Below are 17,370 nucleotides of genomic sequence, written 5' to 3' on the forward strand. Positions count from 1 at the left end.
CGCGCGCAATCAGGGATTCAGGAGCCGGTGGAGCCGAAACCGCCGGCGCCCCGCTCGCTGGCGGCGGAAAAGGCCTCCACCACGCGGAACCCGGCGCGCACGATGGGCACGAACATCATCTGCGCGATGCGCTCGCCGGGCTCGATGCGCAGGGGCTGGCTTCCCGCCGGGTTGCGGTTCCACACGCTGACCATCACCTGGCCGGTGTAATCGGCGTCGATCACCCCGACGGTGTTGCCCAGCACGAGGCCGCGCTTGTGGCCCAGCCCCGAGCGCGGCGCGATCACCGCCATCAGTCCGGGGTCGGCGATGTGCATGGCGAAGCCGGCGGGCACGAGCAGCGCGGGGCTGCCCGCCGGCACGTCCAGCGGCGCGTCGAGGCAGGCGTGCAGGTCCACGGCTGCGGCCATCGGCGACTGGTAGCTGGGCAGACCCCATTGCTGCAGGCGGGGGTCGAGGATCACGAGTTCCACGGGCGCGGTGGCGGCGGTGCTCAAGGGCGGGCTCCGGTAGGCAGGAAGAAGGACATGCGGGCGCGCGACCAGCGCGCCCGCGGGAAAAGGCGTGCGCCGCTTCAGGCGCGCGCCGGCAGGCGCGGCGCGATCTCGGCGACCAGGCGGCGCGCCAGGTCGAGCTTGCCCATGCGCGGCAGTTCGCGCACGCCCTGGGCGTCGATCAGCACGCAGCTGCTGTCCTCGCGCCCGAAGGTCTGCGGCCCGAGGTTGCCCACCAGCAGCGGCACCCCCTTGCGCTCGCGCTTGGCCTGGGCGTGGGCCACGAGATGTTCGGCCTCGGCGGCGAAGCCCACGCAGAACGGCGCATCGGCCCGCGCGGCCACTTCGGCCAGGATGTCGGGGTTGAGCCGCAGCTGCGGCAACGGCGGCAGCCCGTCGGGCTGCTTCTTGATCTTGCCCGGCCGCGCCTCGGGGCGCCAGTCGGCCACCGCCGCGGCAGCGATGAACAGGTCGAAGGGCGCGTGCGCGAGCTCGGCCTGCACGGCGTCGCGCATCTGCAGCGCGGATTCCACGCTCAGCGTGCGCACGCCGTAGGCGGGCGCGAGCGCGGTGGGCCCGGCCACCAGCACCACCTCGGCGCCGGCCTCCCAGGCGGCTCGCGCCAGCGCCCAGCCCATCTTGCCGCTGGAGCGGTTGCTCAGGCCGCGTACCTCGTCCCAGGCCTCGAAGGTCGGCCCGGCGGTCAGCAGCACGCGACGGCCCTGCAGCAGCCGCGGCTGCCACAGCGCCTCGATTTCCCACATCAACTGCTCGGGCTCGAGCATGCGCCCATCGCCCACCTCGCCGCAGGCCTGCTCGCCGCTGCCGGGGCCGGCCAGGCGCAGGCCGTCGCCGCGCAACTGCGCGGCGTTGCGCTGCACCGCGGGGTGCGCCCACATCGCGCGGTTCATCGCCGGGGCCAACAGCGTGGGCACGGCGTCGCGCGCCAGCAGCAGCGTGGCCAGCAGGTCGTCGGCCATGCCGGCGGCGGCCCGCGCCAGCAGGTCGGCGCTGGCCGGCGCGATGACGAAGGCGTCGGCCTCGCGCACCAGGTCGATGTGGTCCATGCCGGAAGCGCGCAGCGGATGCCAGGAATCGAGCGCCACCTCGCGCCCGGACAGCGCCTGCAGGGTGATGGGGCCGACGAAGCGCGTGGCCGCCTCGCTCATCGCCACCTGCACCTGGTGCCCGGCCTTGACCAGCAGGCGTGCCAGCTCACAGGCCTTGTACGCGGCGATGCCGCCGCTGATGCCCAGCAGCACGCGGCGCGAGGCCTGGGCGGCGGTTCGGGGCGCGTCGGTCATGGCCGCCTCGCCTGCTCAGGCGCCCGCCGCGGCCAGGCGCTGTTCGCACCAGGCCTCGGCCGCGCGCAGCGCGGCATCCACGCCCTCGGGACGCGTGCCGCCGGCCATCGCGAAATCGGGCCGGCCGCCGCCCTTGCCGCCGACTTCCTTCGCGGCCTGGTTGACCAGGTCGCCAGCCTTGAGCCTGCCGACCAGGTCGGCCGTCACGCCGGCCGCCAGCTGCACCTTGTCGCCATCCACGCTGGCCAGCAGCACCACGGCCGACTTCAGGCGCGCCTTGAGCTGGTCCACGACGCTGCGCAGCGCGGCCGCGTCGGCGCCGTCCAGGCGCGCGGCGAGCACGCGCACGCCGCCCAGCTGGCGCGCCGCATCGGCCAGCGCCAGGCCGCGCGTGGCGGCCTCGCGCGCCTTCAGCGTGGCGAGTTCCTTGTCCTGCGCGCGCAGTTGCTCGAGCAGCTGCGCGGCGCGCCGGGGCAGTTCCTCCTGCGGGGTCTTGAGCAGCGCGGCCAGCTCGGCCAGTTCGCCGCCCTGGCGTTGCCCCAGCGCCAGCGCGCCCAGGCCGGTGGTGGCCTCGATGCGCCGCACGCCGGCGGCCACCGCGCCCTGCCCGGTGACGCGCAGGCTGCCGATGTCGCCGGTGCGCGCGACGTGGGTGCCGCCGCAGAGTTCGCGGCTGGCACCGATGTCGAGCACGCGCACCTCGTCGCCGTATTTCTCGCCGAACAGCATCATCGCGCCGGTCTTGCGCGCCTCGTCGATGGGCAGCACCCGCGCCACCGTGGGCGTGTTCAGCAGCACCTGCTCGTTGACCCACTGCTCGATGCGAAGAATCTGCTCGTCGCTGATCGCCGCGTCGTGGGAGAAGTCGAAACGGGTCTTGTCCGCATCCACCTGCGAGCCCTTCTGCTGCACGTGCTCGCCCAGCACGATGCGCAGCGCCTTGTGCAACAGGTGGGTGGCGCTGTGGTTGCGCATGGTCGCCAGCCGGCGCTGCGCATCGACTTCGGCGTCGAGTTGCTGGCCGAGCTCCAGGCTGCCGCTTTCCAGGCGCCCGTGGTGGCCGTACACGTCGGCCTGCAGCTTCTGGGTATCGTGCACGGCGAAGCGCAGGCCCGCCGCGGCGAGCGCGCCGCTGTCGCCCACCTGGCCGCCCGACTCGGCGTAGAAGGGGGTGCGGTCGAGCACCACCACGCCCTCCTCGCCGGCGCGCAGGCTGCGCACCGCACTGCCGCCCGCGTACAGGCCGAGCACCCGCGCGCCCTGCACGCGCAGGTGTTCGTAGCCCTCGAAACGCGTGGCCTCGCCGGAGTATTCGAGGGCCTCGGCCATGCGGAAGCGCCCGCTGGCGCGGGCCTGCTCGCGCTGGCGCTGCATGGCCTGCTCGAAGCCGGCCTCGTCCACCGCGACGTTGCGCTCGCGGCACACGTCGGCGGTCAGGTCCAGCGGGAAGCCGTAGGTGTCGTACAGCGTGAAGGCGACCTGCCCGCCCAGCACCGCCTCGCCGCGCCCGCGCATGGCGTCGAGCTCGCCCTCGAGGATGCGCATGCCGTTGTCCAGGGTCTCGCCGAAGCGCCGCTCCTCGGCTTCCAGCACCTCGGCGATGCGCGGCGCGGCCTGCGCGAGCTCGGGATAGGCATGCCCCATCTCGGCCACGAGGTCGCCCACCAGGCGGTGGAAGAAGGGTTCGTGGCGTCCGAGCTTGTAGCCGTGGCGCAGCGCGCGGCGCGCGATGCGCCGCAGCACGTAGCCGCGCCCCTCGTTGCCGGGAATCACCCCGTCGGTGATCAGGAAGGCGCAGGCGCGGATATGGTCGGCGATGACCTTCAGCGACACGTGGCCGAGGTCCTCGCAGCCGGTCTCGCGCGCCGCCGCGGCGATCAGGCGGCGGAACAGGTCGATCTCGTAGTTGCTGTGCACGTGCTGCATCACGGCGGCGATGCGCTCCAGGCCCATGCCGGTGTCCACGCAGGGGCGCGGCAGCGGCTTTTGCGCGTAGCTGAGCGTCTTCCAGGTGTCGCCGTGGCGCTGCACCTGCGCGATGGCGCCGTCGCGCTCCAGCGCGGCCTTGCCGGCCTTGGCCTCCAGTTCGCTGGCGAAGCTCTGCTCGCCGGCGACGCTGCGCTCGAACTGCATGAACACCAGGTTCCAGATCTCGATGTAGCGGTCTCCGTCCTCCTCGGGCGAGCCGGGGGGGCCGCCCCAGACCTCGGGACCGTGGTCGTAGAAGATCTCGCTGCAGGGGCCGCAGGGGCCGGTGTCGGCCATCTGCCAGAAATTGTCCGAGGCGTAGCGCGCGCCCTTGTTGTCGCCGATGCGGATGATGCGCTCGGAAGGCACCCCGATCTCGTCGGCCCAGATCGACCAGGCTTCGTCGTCCTCCTGGTACACGGTGACCCAAAGCTTGTCCTTGGGCAGGCCGTAGACCTCGGTGAGCAGCCCCCAGGCGAAGCGGATGGCGTCGCGCTTGAAGTAGTCGCCGAAGCTGAAGTTGCCCAGCATCTCGAAGAAAGTGTGGTGGCGCGCGGTGTAGCCCACGTTCTCGAGGTCGTTGTGCTTGCCGCCGGCGCGCACGCAGCGCTGCGCGGTGGTCGCGCGGCTGTAGGCACGCTTGTCCTGGCCCAGGAACACGTCCTTGAACTGCACCATGCCCGAATTGGTGAACAGCAGCGTCGGGTCGTTGCCGGGCACCAGCGGCGACGAGGCCACGCGGGAGTGACCCTGGGAGGCGAAATAGGCGAGGAACTTCTCGCGGATGTCGGATACGTTCATGCGTTCACCTGAGATGGCCGCCACCCGCGCGTGCGGCCGGGGGCGGCGAAACCGCGATTTTAAGGGCCAGCCCGGGCGCCTGCCCGCACGCGCCCGGCGCATGCGCACTAAAGTAGGGAGTTCGCGCCCGCGCGGCGCCCGCCTTCACGCAACCGACAACGCGGAGACCCCCATGTCCGAAGCCTCCACCGCTTCCGTGCTCGCGCCCCTGCGCGACCCCTCCCTGCTCAAGACCCAGGCGCTGATCGGCGGCCGCTGGGTGGACGCCGCCGAACGCGTGGCCGTGCACGACCCGGCCACCGGCGCGCTGCTCGCCGAGGTGCCGCGCCAGGGCGCGGCCGACGCCGAGCGCGCGATCGAGGCCGCCGCCGCGGCCTGGGAGGGCTGGCGCCGCCAGACCGCGCGCCAGCGCGCCACGGTGCTGCGCCGGTGGTTCGACCTGCTGCTGCAGCACGCCGACGACCTGGCGTTGATCATGACCGCCGAGCAGGGCAAGCCGCTGGCCGAGGCCAAGGGCGAGATCGCCTACGGCGCCAGCTTCGTGGAATGGTTCGCCGAGGAGGCCAAGCGGGTCTACGGCGAGACCATCCCCAGCCCTGACCCGAGCAAGCGCCTGGTAGTGCTGCGCCAGCCCATCGGCGTGTGCGCGGCGATCACGCCGTGGAACTTCCCGCTGGCCATGATCACGCGCAAGGTGGCGCCTGCGCTGGCGGCCGGCTGCCCGGTGGTGATCAAGCCGGCGGAGCAGACGCCGCTGACCGCGCTGGCCGCGGCCGAACTGGCGCAGCGCGCGGGCATGCCGCCAGGCGTGCTCAACATGCTCACCAGCGACGCCGCCGGCTCGGTGCAGATCGGCAAGGTGCTGTGCGCCAGCGACGTGGTGCGCCACCTGTCCTTCACCGGTTCCACCGAGGTCGGGCGCATCCTCATGGCGCAGTCGGCGCCCACGGTGAAGAAGCTCTCGCTGGAGCTCGGCGGCAACGCGCCCTTCATCGTGTTCGACGACGCGGACGTGGAGGCCGCGGTGGAAGGCGCCATGCAGAGCAAGTACCGCAACGCCGGGCAGACCTGCGTGTGCGCGAACCGCCTGTACGTGCAGCGCGGGGTGTACGAGGAATTCGTGGGCCGCCTGGCGCGGCGCGTGGCCGAACTCAAGGTCGGCCCCGGCACCTCCGCCGGCGTGCAGATCGGCCCGTTGATCGACCAGCAGGGGCTGGACAAGGTGCGCCGCCACGTCGACGACGCGCTGGCGCGCGGCGCGCGCCTGCTGACCGGAGGCAAGGTGCTCGAGCAGGGCGGCGGCCGCTACTTCGAGCCCACGGTGCTGGCCGACGCCGACGCGTCGATGCTTTGCGCGCGCGAAGAAACCTTCGGCCCGGTCGCGCCGGTGTTCGTCTTCGACACCGAGGAGCAGGCCATCGCCGCGGCCAACGCCACCGAGTTCGGGCTGGCCGCCTATTTCTACAGCCGCGACCTGGCACGGGTCACGCGCGTCGGCGAGGCCCTCGAATACGGCATCGTCGGCGTGAACACCGGGCTGATCTCCAACGAGGTCGCGCCCTTCGGCGGGGTCAAGCAATCGGGGCTGGGGCGCGAGGGCTCGCACCACGGAATCGACGAGTACCTCGAGCTCAAGTACCTGTGCGTCGGCGGCATCGGCGCCTGAGCGCGCCCGCCCGGCGGCTTCCCTTCCCATCGGAGAATTTCGCATCATGCAAGGACCGAGCGCCCTGTTCCAGCCGCTGAAGCTGGGACGCCTGGAGCTTCGCAACCGCGTCGTCATGGCCCCGCTGACCCGCTCGCGGGCCTCGCAGCCGGGGGACGTGCCCTCGGAGATGAACGCCCGCTATTACGCGCAGCGCGCCTCGGCCGGGCTGATCGTCGCCGAGGCCTCGCAGATCAGCCGCCAGGGCCAGGGCTACGCCTTCACCCCGGGCATGTACACCGACGCCCAGGAACGCGGCTGGCGCCTGGTCACCGACGCCGTGCACGCGGCCGGCGGGCGCATCGCCGCCCAGTTGTGGCACGTGGGGCGCATCTCGCACCATCTGCTGCAGGAAGGGGGACAGCCGCCGGTGGCGCCGTCGGCCCTGCGCGCGGAGCACGGCGAATCCTTCGTGGTGCTGCCCGAGGGGCCCAGGCGCGTGCCCTGCGACGAACCGCGCGCGTTGCGCACCGAGGAAATCCCGGGCATCGTGGCCGACTACGCGCACGCCGCCGAGCGCGCGCTGCGCGCCGGCTTCGACATGCTGGAACTGCACGCGGCCAACGGCTATCTGCTGCAACAGTTCCTGGCGCCCAACAGCAACCAGCGCGACGACCGCTACGGCGGCAGCCCGGAGCACCGCGCGCGCATCGTGCTGGAGGCGCTGGACGCGCTGATCGGCGTGGCCGGGGCCGAGCGCGTGGGCGTGCGCATCTCGCCGCATTTCGTGCGCCACGACATCGACGACCCCGAGACCGAGGCCATGCACCTGTACCTGGCGCGCGAGTTCGACCGCCGCGGCGTGGCCTACCTGCATACGGTGGACTCGTCGTGGTCGGCCGGCCCCACGCTGAGCGACGAGTTCCACGAGCGGCTGCGGCAGGCCTACGGCGGGCGCATCATCATCTGCGGCGGCTACGACGCCGCGCGCGGCGCGGCGCGCATCGAGCAGGGCGTGGCCGACGCGGTCGCCTACGGGCGCGCCTTCATCGCCAACCCCGACCTGGTGCGGCGCATGCGCGAGGACGCGGCGCTCAACGCCCCCGATCCGTCCACCTTCTACGGCGGCGGCGAGCACGGCTACCTGGACTACCCGGTGCTGGCCTGAGCCGCACCGACGCGGGCGCTGCTGCCAGCCTCGTCCCCTACAATTCTCCGCTTCGAACCCGAACCGCCGCGGCTCGCGGCCCCTTCACCATGTCTTCCATCAAGAAAGTCGTGCTCGCCTACTCCGGCGGCCTGGACACCTCGGTCATCCTGCGCTGGCTGCAGGAGCAGTACCAATGCGAGGTGGTGACCTTCACCGCCGACATCGGCCAGGGCGAGGAACTCGAGCCGGCGCGCGCGAAGGCGCTGAAGATGGGCATCAAGCCCGAGAACATCTACATCGAGGACCTGCGCGAGGAATTCGTGCGCGACTTCGTGTTCCCGATGTTCCGCGCCAACGCGCTGTACGAGGGGGAATACCTGCTGGGCACCTCGATCGCGCGCCCGCTGATCGGCAAGCGCCTGATCGAGATCGCACGCTCCACGCGCGCCGACGCGATTTCCCACGGCGCCACCGGCAAGGGCAACGACCAGGTCCGCTTCGAGCTCACCGCCTACGCGCTGATGCCCGGGGTGAAGGTGATCGCGCCCTGGCGCGAATGGGACCTGCTGTCGCGCGAGAAGCTGCTGGCCTACGCCGACAAGCACGGCATCCCGGTGGACTTCAAGAAACGCAAGGGCGGCGCGCCGTACTCGATGGATGCCAACCTGCTGCACATCTCCTACGAGGGCGGCGTGCTGGAGGACCCGAACACGGTGCCCGAGGACAAGATGTGGCGCCTGACGGTGTCGCCCGAGAAGGCCCCGAACAAGCCCCAGGTCATCGAACTCGAGTACCGCCGCGGCGACATCGTGGCCATCGACGGCCAGGCCATGAGCCCGGCGCAGGTGCTGGCGCACCTGAACACGGTGGGCGGGCGCCACGGCATCGGGCGCCTGGACAAGGTGGAGAACCGCTACGTGGGCATGAAGAGCCGCGGCTGCTACGAGACCCCCGGGGGCACGATCATGCTGGCCGGCCACCGCGCCATCGAAAGCATCACGCTGGACCGCGAGGTCGTCGCGCTGAAGGACGACCTGATGCCGCGCTACGCCCGCATGATCTACAACGGCTACTGGTTCGCGCCCGAGCGCGTGCTGCTGCAAGGCCTGATCGACGCCTCGCAGGCCACCGTCAACGGCAAGGTCCGGCTCAAGCTGTACAAGGGCACGATCATGTGCGTGGGCCGCGAGTCGGCCAGCGACAGCCTGTTCGACGCGCGCATCTCGACCTTCGACGACGACGGCGGCGCCTACAACCAGGCCGACGCGGCCGGCTTCATCAAGCTCAACGCGCTGCGCCTGCGCATCGCCGCCAACGTGGAGGCCGCGCGCGGCAAGCGCGCCGCGCCGAAGGGCGGCGCCAAGGCCGGCAAGGCCGCGAAGGCGGTCAAGCCCGCTGCGGCCCGCAAGAGCGGCACCGGCGCCAAGCGCGGGGGGAGCGCGCGATGAGCCCCGGCGCGCTGCGCGGCGCGGTGATCCCGCGCGCCAACGTGTACTTCGACGGCCGCTGCGTGAGCCACACCGTGCAGCTCGACGACGGCAGCCGCAAGAGCGTGGGCGTGATCCTGCCCGGCAGCACGCTGCTGTTCAACACCGGCGCGCCCGAGGTGATGCAGGGTGCGGGCGGCTGGTGCGAATGGCGCATGCAGGGCAGCGAGGCCTGGAAGCGCAGCGCCGAAGGCGAGGAGTTCTCGGTTCCGGGCAACGCCCGCTTCGAGATCCGCACCGGCGACGAGGCCTACCACTACGTCTGTCATTTCGGCTGAGGCGCACGGCGGCCTGAATCGCCGAGAGGGCCGGCGGCGGGGGAGTTCCCCGCCGCCGGCCCTTGTCGCATGCAGAGGCGATCAGTTCGATGGGCCCGTGCGCAGCACGCGGTCCTGCAGGCGCTTGAAGCCGATGAGCTTCATCACGTACTTCTCGTAGATGGGCTCGGAGTTTCCGGTGCGCATCTTGCGCATGAAGTACTTCTCGAAGGCGATCTTGGCCAGGTGCACCCACTTGCCCGAGCCGAACCAGTTGACGTCGCGCGGCGGGATCTGCGGAATCGCCGCGAAGGCGGCGCCGGTGGTGCCGAAATCGGCCAGGCAGATGGCCTGCCAGGTGCCCTTGTGGGTGGGCTGGGCGCCCGCCAGCTGCTCCTCCAGGTTGTGCACGATGGCCGTGACCATGGACTCGATCATGAAACCCGTCTTGGGCACGCCGCAGGGGACCGGCGTCGGGCCCACCGGGGGAATGGCGATGCACACCCCCGCGGAGTAGATGTTCGGGTACTTCGGGCTGCGCTGGTGCTCGTCGACGATGACGAAGCCGCGCGGGTTGCACAACCCCTCCACCTGGGCCACCGCGTCGACACCCTTGAAGGCCGGCAGCATCATCGAATGCCGGAAGGCCAGCTCGTGCTTCTTGAACACGTTGCCCAGCGCGTCGAGTTCGTCCACGTACATCCTGCCCTGCTCGACCTTGGTGGTCTTGGCGTTGGTGATCCAGCGGATGTCGTGGTCGCGGAACTCGTGTTCCATGATGCCCTTGGAGTCTCCCACGCCGTCCAGGCCCAGATGCCCGATGTAGGGCTCGGCGGTGACGTAGGTGATGGGCACCTTGCTGCGCAGGCGCCGCTTGCGCAGCGCCGCGTCGAGGATCATCGTGTATTCGTAGGCGGGGCCGAAGCAGCTGGCCCCGGGCATGGCGCCGATGATCACCGGGCCGGGCTGCGCGCACAGGGCCTCGAAATCCTCGAAGCACTTCTCGGCGTGGTCGATGGTGCAGATGGACTGCGTGAAGCCCATGTGCGGGCCGGCTCCCTCCACCTCGTCGAAGGCCAGCTTCGGGCCGGTGGTGATGATCAGGAAATCGTAGGACACGCTGTCGCCGCCCCGCAGCCGGACGGTGCTGGAGGCGGCGTCGATGGACTCCGCCGGGCGCCCGATGAACTCGATGCCCTTGCGCTCCAGGTACGGGGCGATGGGCAGCACCACCTGATCGCGCGAGCGCCAGCCCACGGCCACCCAGGGGTTCGAGGGCACGAACTGGAAGTAATCGACGCTGTTGATGACGGTGACGCGATGCTCGCTGCCGAGCTTCGCCCGCGCCTCGTAGGCGGCGGGCAGTCCGCCGATGCCTGCTCCGAGTACGACGATGTGTGCCATGGATGCTTCCCTCTCCTCGCAATGACCGTTGGTTGAGTCCCCGGTGTGAGCCCCGGGGTGTTTCGGGCCCTTCGCAGCATGCACGACCCTGTATCCAGCGCACACAGGATAACCACCGATAGGCCCCGTGTTTCGCGGCGCCGGCGCGCGCCGCGACCCGCGCTTGACGAGCATCAAGGCCCCTGCGCGCGGCCTCTTGGTGTTCCCCCCAAGGTGATTAACCCTAATACTCCCCACTGCATGTTTCTTTTGTATCTATACTCTCCCCGCTATCCGCACCGGATGCGCACGAAAACGCTTGAGGAGGCACAACGCCCATGAAAACCCCTCGCCCACTGTGGAACCCCTACGTCGCCGGCGTGGTGCTGGGAGCCGCACTGCTGGCCACCTTCCTGGTCACGGGCAACGGCTACGGCGTCACCGGCGCCACCACGCTGGCCACCGCCGCGGCCGCGGGCCACGTCGACGCCTCCACGGTCGCCCCCGGCACCTACCTGCACGGGCTGTTCGACGCCGGGCTGAATCACTGGATCATCTGGGAGGTCGTCGGCCTGGCGATCGGCGCGCTGGCCGGCAGCCTGCTGGCCGGACGCTTCCGCTGGCAACTCGACGGGCCGGCCCGCGCGAAGCGCGGCCTGCGCCTGGTGCTGGCCCTGGTCGGCGGCGCGGCCTCCGGCTTCGGCGCCCGCCTCGCGCTGGGCTGCACCAGCGGCATGGGCCTGTCCGGAGGCGCCACGCTGGCGGCCGCCGGATTTCTGTTCCTGATCGGCTTTTTCGTCGCCGGCATCGCGTTCGGGCAACTCACCAAGGGGCTGTGGAAATGAGTTTTCCTCTGGGGTATACCGGCCCGCTGTCGGGCATCGTACTCGGCACCGTATTCGGCTACGTGCTGGAAAACGCCGGCTTCGGCAGCGGCTGCAAGCTGACCGCGCAGCTGCGCTTCCAGGACTGGGCTGTGTTCAAGGTCATGTTCACCGCCATCGTGGTGGCCTCCGGCGGGCTGTACCTGCTGCAGGGCCTGGGCCTGGTGAACGTGAGCAGCGACCTGTTCGTGCCCTCGGTGTTCTTGTGGGGAAGTTCCCTGGGCGGAGTGCTCATCGGCGCGGGCATGGCCATCGGCGGCTACTGCCCGGGCACCTCGCTGGTGGCCCTTTGCTCGGGCCGGGTGGACGGGCTCGTGTTCCTGCTCGGCATCGTGCTGGGCACGCTGGGCTTCAATTCCGGCTTCGCCTCCATCAAGGACTGGGCCTGGAAACAGGTCGGCCCGGACTCCCTGACCCTGCCGCAATTGCTGCACCTGCCGGTGTGGGCCGTGTGGGCGCTGCTGCTGGCGGTGCTGCTGGTCGTGGGCTATCTGACCCGCACGGGCGGCGGCGCAACGCGCAAGGCCGCTTGATCCGGATCAAGCCGCTCGCCGCCAGGCCCAACGCACGCCCCCCGCCCGGCACTACGATGATCCGCTTTGCGCCGCTCCAGGCCAGGCCGCGCGCACCAGCGCGCGCCACAAGCGCGGGCGCGCGCGGCTTGCATTCCGATTTCGTCGAACCACAGTGGAAGGAGACCGTCCATGACCCAGTCCCGCATCAAGACCCGTATCAAGCTGTCCCACGCCCTGCCCGCGCTGGCGCTGGCCACCGCGGCCGTGGCGCCGATGCCCCAGGCGCTGCGCGCCGTGTCGCCCACCGCGGTGGCGCTGGCCTCGGCCAACCCCTGCGCTCCGGGCAACCCCTGCGCGCCCGGCGCAGCCAAGAAGAAGGCCAAGGCCGGCAACCCCTGCGCTCCGGCCGCCGGCAAGGCCAAGAAGAAGTCGTCCAACCCCTGCGCGCCGGCCTGATCGCGCCTGGCGCCGGCCGCCGCGGCGTGAGCACCCGGACCGCCCTCTCGCGCGAACAAGTGCTCGACGCGCTGCGCCGAGCGCCGCGCCAGCCCCTGCAGGCCGCGCTCGAGGGAACGCTGGAACATCTGCGCGCCAGCGCACGCAGCGGCCGCGGCGTGCTGGCCGAGCTGCTCGGCCGTGCCCAGGCCTTCGCCGAGTGGGACCACTATCCGCCGCGGGACGCGCGCGACCCCCGCAGCGGCTACCGCTTCTACTACCACGCCCATAGCCTGCAGCAGCGGGCCCGCGGCGAGCACGGCCATTTCCACGTGTTCGCGCCGCGGCGCGCGCGCGCGGCTGAAGCCGACTACGCGCATCTGTTCGCGCTTTCGGTCGATGCCCGGGGCATGCCGCTGCGCGTGTTCAGCACCAATCGCTGGGTCACCGCCGAGCACTGGCAGGACGCCGCCTGGACCCTGCGTGCGCTCAGGCGCCTGGACCTGTCGCAGGCGCGCCCGCGGCGCGCGGCCTCGTGGCTGCAGGACATGGCGCGACTGTTCGAGCCGCAGATCCAGGCCGTGGTGCTCGAACGCGACCGCCGCACCGCCGTACGCGCCCGCCAGCGGCCGCTGGAGCGGGTGCTCGAGGACCGCCGCAGCCACATCCTCAGCCAGTGCGCCGTGGACCTGGGGCGCCAATTCGAATTCCTGCAGGCCGCCGGCCTCGCCTGAGGGCGCCGCGGCAGCTTGACGATCACGTTTGTTGTTCAACCCGGAGGAGAACCATGAAAACCCTGAAGTACCTGCTGGCCGCTGGCATCGCCGGCGCCTGTGTACAACTGGCCTCGGCAGCCACGCTGCCCGGTCCGCTGGTCACCCCGCAATGGCTGCACCAGCACCGCTCCGAGGTGACCGTCGTCGACATCCGCGACGACATGGACACGCTGACCCGCGCGCCCAAGTTCGAGGTGGACAAGAAGACCGGCGCGAAGAAGCTGGTGGCCACCGGCGGCCACCTGGAGGGCGCGCTGTCTGTGGACTTCGGCAAGATCCGCCAGAACAAGGAAATCGACGGCAAGAAGATCGTGGCCCAGCTGCCCAGCGCCGAATACTTCACCAAGGTGATGGACGAAGCCGGGCTGGACAAGGGTAAGCCCATCGTCATCGTGCCCACCGGCGAGACGGTGGACACGATGGACATGGCCACGCGCCTGTATTTCCAGCTGCGCTACTTCGGCGAACCCGAGGGCCAGGTGGCGATTCTCAACGGCGGGGTCAACGCCTGGCTGCAGGACGGCCTGCCGGTGAGCACCGCCAAGGTCGGCGCGCACAAGGGTGACTGGGCCGCCACCGGCGAGGACAAGGAAATCCTCGCCACGCTGGACCAGGTCAAGGCAGGCCTGCGCAGCGGCGGCGACCAGTTCGTCGACGCGCGTCCGACGCCGCAGTTCCTGGGCATCGTGGTCAAGCGCCCGGTGGACGCCGCGGGCGGCCATCTGCCCGGCGCGCGCTCCTTCCCCACCGACGCCATCGTCAAGCCGGTGGGTGCCGCGCACGAGTTCATGAGCGCCGCCGACTATCGCAAGATCTACGCCGAGTACGGGATCCAGCCGGGCGCCTCGACCGTGACCTACTGCAACACCGGGCACCTGGCCTCGGGCGCGTGGTTCGTGGACCACGAGATCCTGGGCAACCACAAGACCCGCCTGTACACCGGCTCGATGACCGAGTGGACCAACCTGGGCAACCCGACCGTGGGCCTGCCGGGCTGAACGCCGCCTGCCGGCAAGCCAGCAAGGGGCGCCCGCGGGCGCCCCTTTTTTTTCAAACCACGACCGGCTCGTATTCGAGCTCGATGCCGAAGCGCTCGCGCACCGCTTCGCGCACGCTCTCGGCCAGGCGCAGCACCTCCTCGCCGCGGGCCCCGCCCCGATTGACCAGCACCAGCGCATGGCGCGCATCCACGGCCGCGGCGCCGACGCTGCGCCCCTTGCAGCCGCAGGCGTCGATCATCCAGGCCGCGGCGAGCTTGTAGCTGCCGTCCTCCAGGGGATAGCTGACGATTTCCGGAAACTCCTCCAGGATCTCGTTGCGGATGGTGCGGTTGACCACCGGATTCTTGAAAAAGCTTCCGGCATTGCCCAGGACCGCGGGGTCCGGCAGCTTGGCGCGGCGGATCGCGCACACCGCGTCGAACACCTCGCGCGGCGAGGGCTCGTCGATGCCGGCACGTTGCAGATGGCGCTGCAACTCGGCGTAGCCCAGCTGCGCCCGCCAGGGCTTGGGCAGGCGCAGGCGCACGCGCGTGATCACCGACTTGCCCGCCAGCGCCTGCTTGAACAGGGAGTCGCGGTAGCCGAAGCGGCAGGCCGCGCGCTCCAGGGTCACGGCACGCCCGGTGGTCAGATCGACCAGGTCCAGCGACTCGAAACGCTCCGCCAGCTCCATGCCGTAGGCGCCGATGTTCTGCACCGGCGCCGCGCCCACGGTGCCGGGGATCAGCGCCAGGTTCTCCAGGCCGCCGAAGCCCTGCTCCAGGCTCCAGCGCACCAGCTCGTGCCAGCCCACGCCGGCGCCCGCCTCGATCACCGTGGACTGCGCGTCGTCGTGCAGCACGCGCAGACCCGCGATCTCGACCTTCAGCACCACGGCGTCCGGGTCCCGGGTGAACAGCAGGTTGCTGCCGCCGCCCAGCACCAGCTTGGGCGCCCGGCCCAGCTCGGGGTGGTCGACGACCGCGCGGACCTGCCGCGCATCGCCCACGCGCACCAGCGTGCGCGCGCGCGCGGGCACCCCGAAGGTGTTCAGCCCGCGCAAGTCGACATCGTGTTCAATCGCCAGATCCATACAATTTCCAGATGCGGACCCTCGGTCCGGATTCCATGATTCCCCTCACCGCGGGCGCCCTGCTCGTCCGCCACCGCCCATGCCATCCTTCGACGCCGTCCTCGAACCCGACCTGATCGAAATCCGCAACGCCGTGGACCAGACCGCCAAGGAGGTCGCCAACCGCTTCGACTTCAAGGGCAGTTCGGCGAAGATCGACCTCGCCGACAAGACCATCACCGCCTGGGCCGACAGCGATTTCCAGCTCGGCCAGTTGCGCGACGTGCTGCTGGCGAAGATGGCCAAGCGCAACGTCGACGTGCGCTTTCTCGAACACGGCAAGCCCCAGCCCGCGGGCGGGGACAAGTTCAAGCAGGTGTTCACCGTGCGCTCGGGCATCCCCCAGGACCTGGCCAAGCGCATCACCGGCGCGATCAAGGAATCGCGCATGAAACTGCAGGCCTCCATCCAGGGCGAGACCGTACGGGTGAACGGCGGCAAGCGCGACGACCTGCAGGCGGCCATCGCGCTGCTGCGCAAGCAGATCGACGACACGCCCTTGTCCTTCCAGAATTTCCGCGACTGAAGTCCCCCCGGGCGGCCGCGCCGGGCCGCCCCCGGCACGGCTCAGCGCGGCGGCTTGCGCTGCGCGCCCGGCGTCTTCGAGCCGATGCGGCTTTCCTCGCCGCGCAACAGCTTGCGGATGTTGCGCTGGTGGCGCCAGATCACCAGCAGCGAAATGGCCCCCAGCGCGACCACCATGGCCGGCTGCAGGCTCCAGATCAGGTCCTGCCCGAGCAGCGCGTAGAAAGGCGCGAACACCGCCGCGGCCAGGGCCGCCAGCGAGGAGTAGCGAAAGAACAGCGCGACGATCAGCCAGGTGACCACGGTCGCCAGCCCCAGCCAGGGATTGGCTGCCAGCAGCACCCCGGCCGCCGTGGCCACGCCCTTGCCGCCGCGAAAGCGCAGGAACAGCGGCCACATGTGGCCGAGCACCACGGCCAGCGCCACCAGCGGCACCGCGGCGGACTCCAGCCACCCGGCCTGCGCCGCGCGCTGCGCCAGCCACACCGCCAGCCAGCCCTTGCCCCCGTCGAGCAACAGGGTCAGGGCCGCCGCCGCCTTGCTGCCCGAGCGCAGCACGTTGGTGGCGCCGGGGTTGCCGGAGCCGTAGCTGCGCGGGTCCGCCAGTCCCATGCCGCGGCTGACCAGCACCGCGAAAGGCAGGGAGCCGAGCAGGTAGGCAAGCGCCGCCGCGAACAGCGCAAGGATCATCGATACAGGTTCCATCGCAGCGGATTCTAGTGTCGGCCCGGACGGCGAACAGCCCGTCAGGCGCCCAAGCCCTAAAATGCGGGAATGTCCGATGCGATCAACGCCGACCTGCACTGTCACTCCCTGGTTTCCGACGGAACCCTGGCCCCGGCCGTGCTGGCGCGGCGCGCGCGCGACAACGGCGTGCAACTGTGGGCCCTGACCGATCACGACGAACTCGGCGGCCTCGCCGAGGCCGCGCAGGCCTGCGCGGAGATCGGGCTGGACTTCGTCACCGGCGTGGAAGTGTCGGTGTCGGTGGACGACCAGACCGTGCATGTGGTCGGCCTGGGCGTGGACCCCTCCCACGAAGGTCTGCGCACCCAGCTGCGCGCCATGTCCGAAGGGCGCGACGCGCGCGCGCACCGTATTGCCGAGGCCTTGCGCGAGCACACCGGCGTCGAGGACGCCTACGCGGGCGCCAGCCGCCTGGCCGGCAACCCGGCGCTGATCTCGCGCACCCATTTCGCGCGCCATCTGGTCGAGCGCGGCGTGTGCTCGAACACCGGCGAGGTGTTCTCGCGCTTTCTCACGCCCGGCAAGCCCGGCTACGTGGAACACGCCTGGGCGACGCTGGAGCAGGCGCTGGGATGGATCCAGGACGCGGGGGGGCTGGCCGTGCTGGCCCACCCGGGACGCTACCGCTTCACGCCGCAGCGCGAGCGCGAACTGCTGACGCGTTTCGTGGACCTGGGCGGCACGGGTATCGAGGTGGTCACCGGCAGTCACAGCGCGGCCGACTGGCGCAAGTACGCCGCGCTGGCGGGCGAGTTCGGGCTTCGCGCCTCGCGCGGCTCGGACTTCCACTGCCCGCGGGAGAGCCGTTGCGACCTGGGGCGCCTGCCGGCGCTGCCGCAGGGCCTGCGCCCCATCTGGGATCTCCTGCACTGAACGGCGAGCGCCGT

16 protein-coding genes and 1 pseudogene are annotated in these 17,370 nt (G+C 71.0%); 11 read left to right on the plus strand and 6 right to left on the minus strand.

Features of this window, described 5'->3' with window-relative positions; genetic code table 11:
• Positions 1–17: 17 nt before the first annotated feature.
• The 3 genes and pseudogenes from dut to alaS all read right to left on the minus strand — a co-directional run.
• Positions 18–497 (minus strand): dUTP diphosphatase, encoded by a 480-nt coding sequence (dut, locus tag D466_RS0100185; RefSeq protein WP_018911662.1) that lies wholly within the window; start codon positions 495–497, stop codon positions 18–20.
• Between the two features lie 77 nt (positions 498–574).
• On the minus strand, positions 575–1,798 hold the full coding sequence (gene coaBC, locus D466_RS0100190) for a bifunctional phosphopantothenoylcysteine decarboxylase/phosphopantothenate--cysteine ligase CoaBC (protein ID WP_018911663.1): 1,224 nt from the start codon (positions 1,796–1,798) through the stop codon (positions 575–577).
• Positions 1,799–1,813: 15 nt separating this feature from the next.
• Positions 1,814–4,558 (minus strand): annotated as a pseudogene (alaS, locus tag D466_RS0100195) (alanine--tRNA ligase); the annotation flags it as partial.
• Positions 4,559–4,739: 181 nt separating this feature from the next.
• On the opposite strand from alaS, the gene D466_RS0100200 reads away from it, so the two are divergent.
• The 4 genes from D466_RS0100200 to D466_RS0100215 all read left to right on the plus strand — a co-directional run bounded on the left by D466_RS0100200 (position 4,740) and on the right by D466_RS0100215 (position 9,127).
• The gene (locus D466_RS0100200; RefSeq protein WP_018911665.1) at positions 4,740–6,233 is read left to right on the plus strand and encodes an NAD-dependent succinate-semialdehyde dehydrogenase; all 1,494 of its coding nucleotides are present in this window, start codon (positions 4,740–4,742) and stop codon (positions 6,231–6,233) included.
• A gap of 46 nt (positions 6,234–6,279) precedes the next feature.
• Positions 6,280–7,380: an alkene reductase gene (locus tag D466_RS0100205; RefSeq protein WP_018911666.1), complete on the plus strand. Its 1,101-nt coding sequence runs from the start codon at positions 6,280–6,282 to the stop codon at positions 7,378–7,380.
• A gap of 89 nt (positions 7,381–7,469) precedes the next feature.
• A complete protein-coding gene (locus D466_RS0100210) occupies positions 7,470–8,810 on the plus strand; it encodes an argininosuccinate synthase (RefSeq protein WP_018911667.1) in 1,341 nt (446 codons plus the stop codon).
• A complete protein-coding gene (locus D466_RS0100215) occupies positions 8,807–9,127 on the plus strand; it encodes a pyrimidine/purine nucleoside phosphorylase (RefSeq protein WP_018911668.1) in 321 nt (106 codons plus the stop codon). Before D466_RS0100210 ends, D466_RS0100215 begins: the two co-directional genes overlap by 4 nt.
• Positions 9,128–9,208: 81 nt before the next feature.
• Here the strand turns inward: D466_RS0100215 and D466_RS0100220 are convergent, their stop codons facing one another.
• Positions 9,209–10,510: an NAD(P)/FAD-dependent oxidoreductase gene (locus D466_RS0100220; RefSeq protein WP_018911669.1), complete on the minus strand. Its 1,302-nt coding sequence runs from the start codon at positions 10,508–10,510 to the stop codon at positions 9,209–9,211.
• Positions 10,511–10,827: 317 nt separating this feature from the next.
• Between D466_RS0100220 and D466_RS0100225 the strand changes: the two genes are divergently transcribed.
• The 5 genes from D466_RS0100225 (at position 10,828) to D466_RS0100240 (ending at position 14,097) form a co-directional block, all read left to right on the plus strand.
• Entirely contained in the window at positions 10,828–11,334 is a 507-nt protein-coding gene (locus D466_RS0100225) for a YeeE/YedE thiosulfate transporter family protein (RefSeq protein WP_018911670.1), read from the plus strand.
• On the plus strand, positions 11,331–11,906 hold the full coding sequence (locus D466_RS0100230) for a YeeE/YedE thiosulfate transporter family protein (protein WP_018911671.1): 576 nt from the start codon (positions 11,331–11,333) through the stop codon (positions 11,904–11,906). Before D466_RS0100225 ends, D466_RS0100230 begins: the two co-directional genes overlap by 4 nt.
• A 171-nt stretch (positions 11,907–12,077) precedes the next feature.
• Positions 12,078–12,344 carry a hypothetical protein gene (locus D466_RS20010; protein ID WP_018911672.1) on the plus strand — a complete coding sequence of 89 codons (267 nt, stop codon included), beginning with the start codon at positions 12,078–12,080 and terminating at the stop codon, positions 12,342–12,344.
• Positions 12,345–12,370: 26 nt separating this feature from the next.
• Positions 12,371–13,057, plus strand: coding sequence for a hypothetical protein (locus D466_RS20015; protein ID WP_156003872.1), 687 nt, complete (start codon positions 12,371–12,373; stop codon positions 13,055–13,057).
• 53 nt (positions 13,058–13,110) lie between these two features.
• Positions 13,111–14,097, plus strand: a complete 987-nt coding sequence (locus D466_RS0100240) for a sulfurtransferase (protein ID WP_018911674.1) — start codon at positions 13,111–13,113, stop codon at positions 14,095–14,097.
• A gap of 52 nt (positions 14,098–14,149) precedes the next feature.
• Here D466_RS0100240 and murB read toward each other — a convergent pair whose 3' ends face one another.
• Positions 14,150–15,172: a UDP-N-acetylmuramate dehydrogenase gene (gene murB, locus D466_RS0100245; RefSeq protein ID WP_018911675.1), complete on the minus strand. Its 1,023-nt coding sequence runs from the start codon at positions 15,170–15,172 to the stop codon at positions 14,150–14,152.
• Between the two features lie 79 nt (positions 15,173–15,251).
• Here murB and D466_RS0100250 point away from each other — a divergent pair, with 79 nt between their 5' ends.
• Entirely contained in the window at positions 15,252–15,737 is a 486-nt protein-coding gene (locus tag D466_RS0100250) for a YajQ family cyclic di-GMP-binding protein (protein WP_018911676.1), read from the plus strand.
• Between the two features lie 41 nt (positions 15,738–15,778).
• Here the strand turns inward: D466_RS0100250 and plsY are convergent, their stop codons facing one another.
• Complete coding sequence (plsY, locus tag D466_RS0100255) at positions 15,779–16,426, minus strand: glycerol-3-phosphate 1-O-acyltransferase PlsY (protein WP_018911677.1); 648 nt, start codon at positions 16,424–16,426, stop codon at positions 15,779–15,781.
• Between the two features lie 84 nt (positions 16,427–16,510).
• Here plsY and D466_RS0100260 point away from each other — a divergent pair, with 84 nt between their 5' ends.
• Entirely contained in the window at positions 16,511–17,356 is an 846-nt protein-coding gene (locus D466_RS0100260) for a PHP domain-containing protein (RefSeq protein WP_018911678.1), read from the plus strand.
• Positions 17,357–17,370 lie beyond the last annotated feature (14 nt).

Source organism: Thiomonas sp. FB-6 (assembly GCF_000377645.1).
In the GTDB taxonomy this organism is placed as follows: Bacteria; Pseudomonadota; Gammaproteobacteria; order Burkholderiales; family Burkholderiaceae_C; genus Thiomonas_A.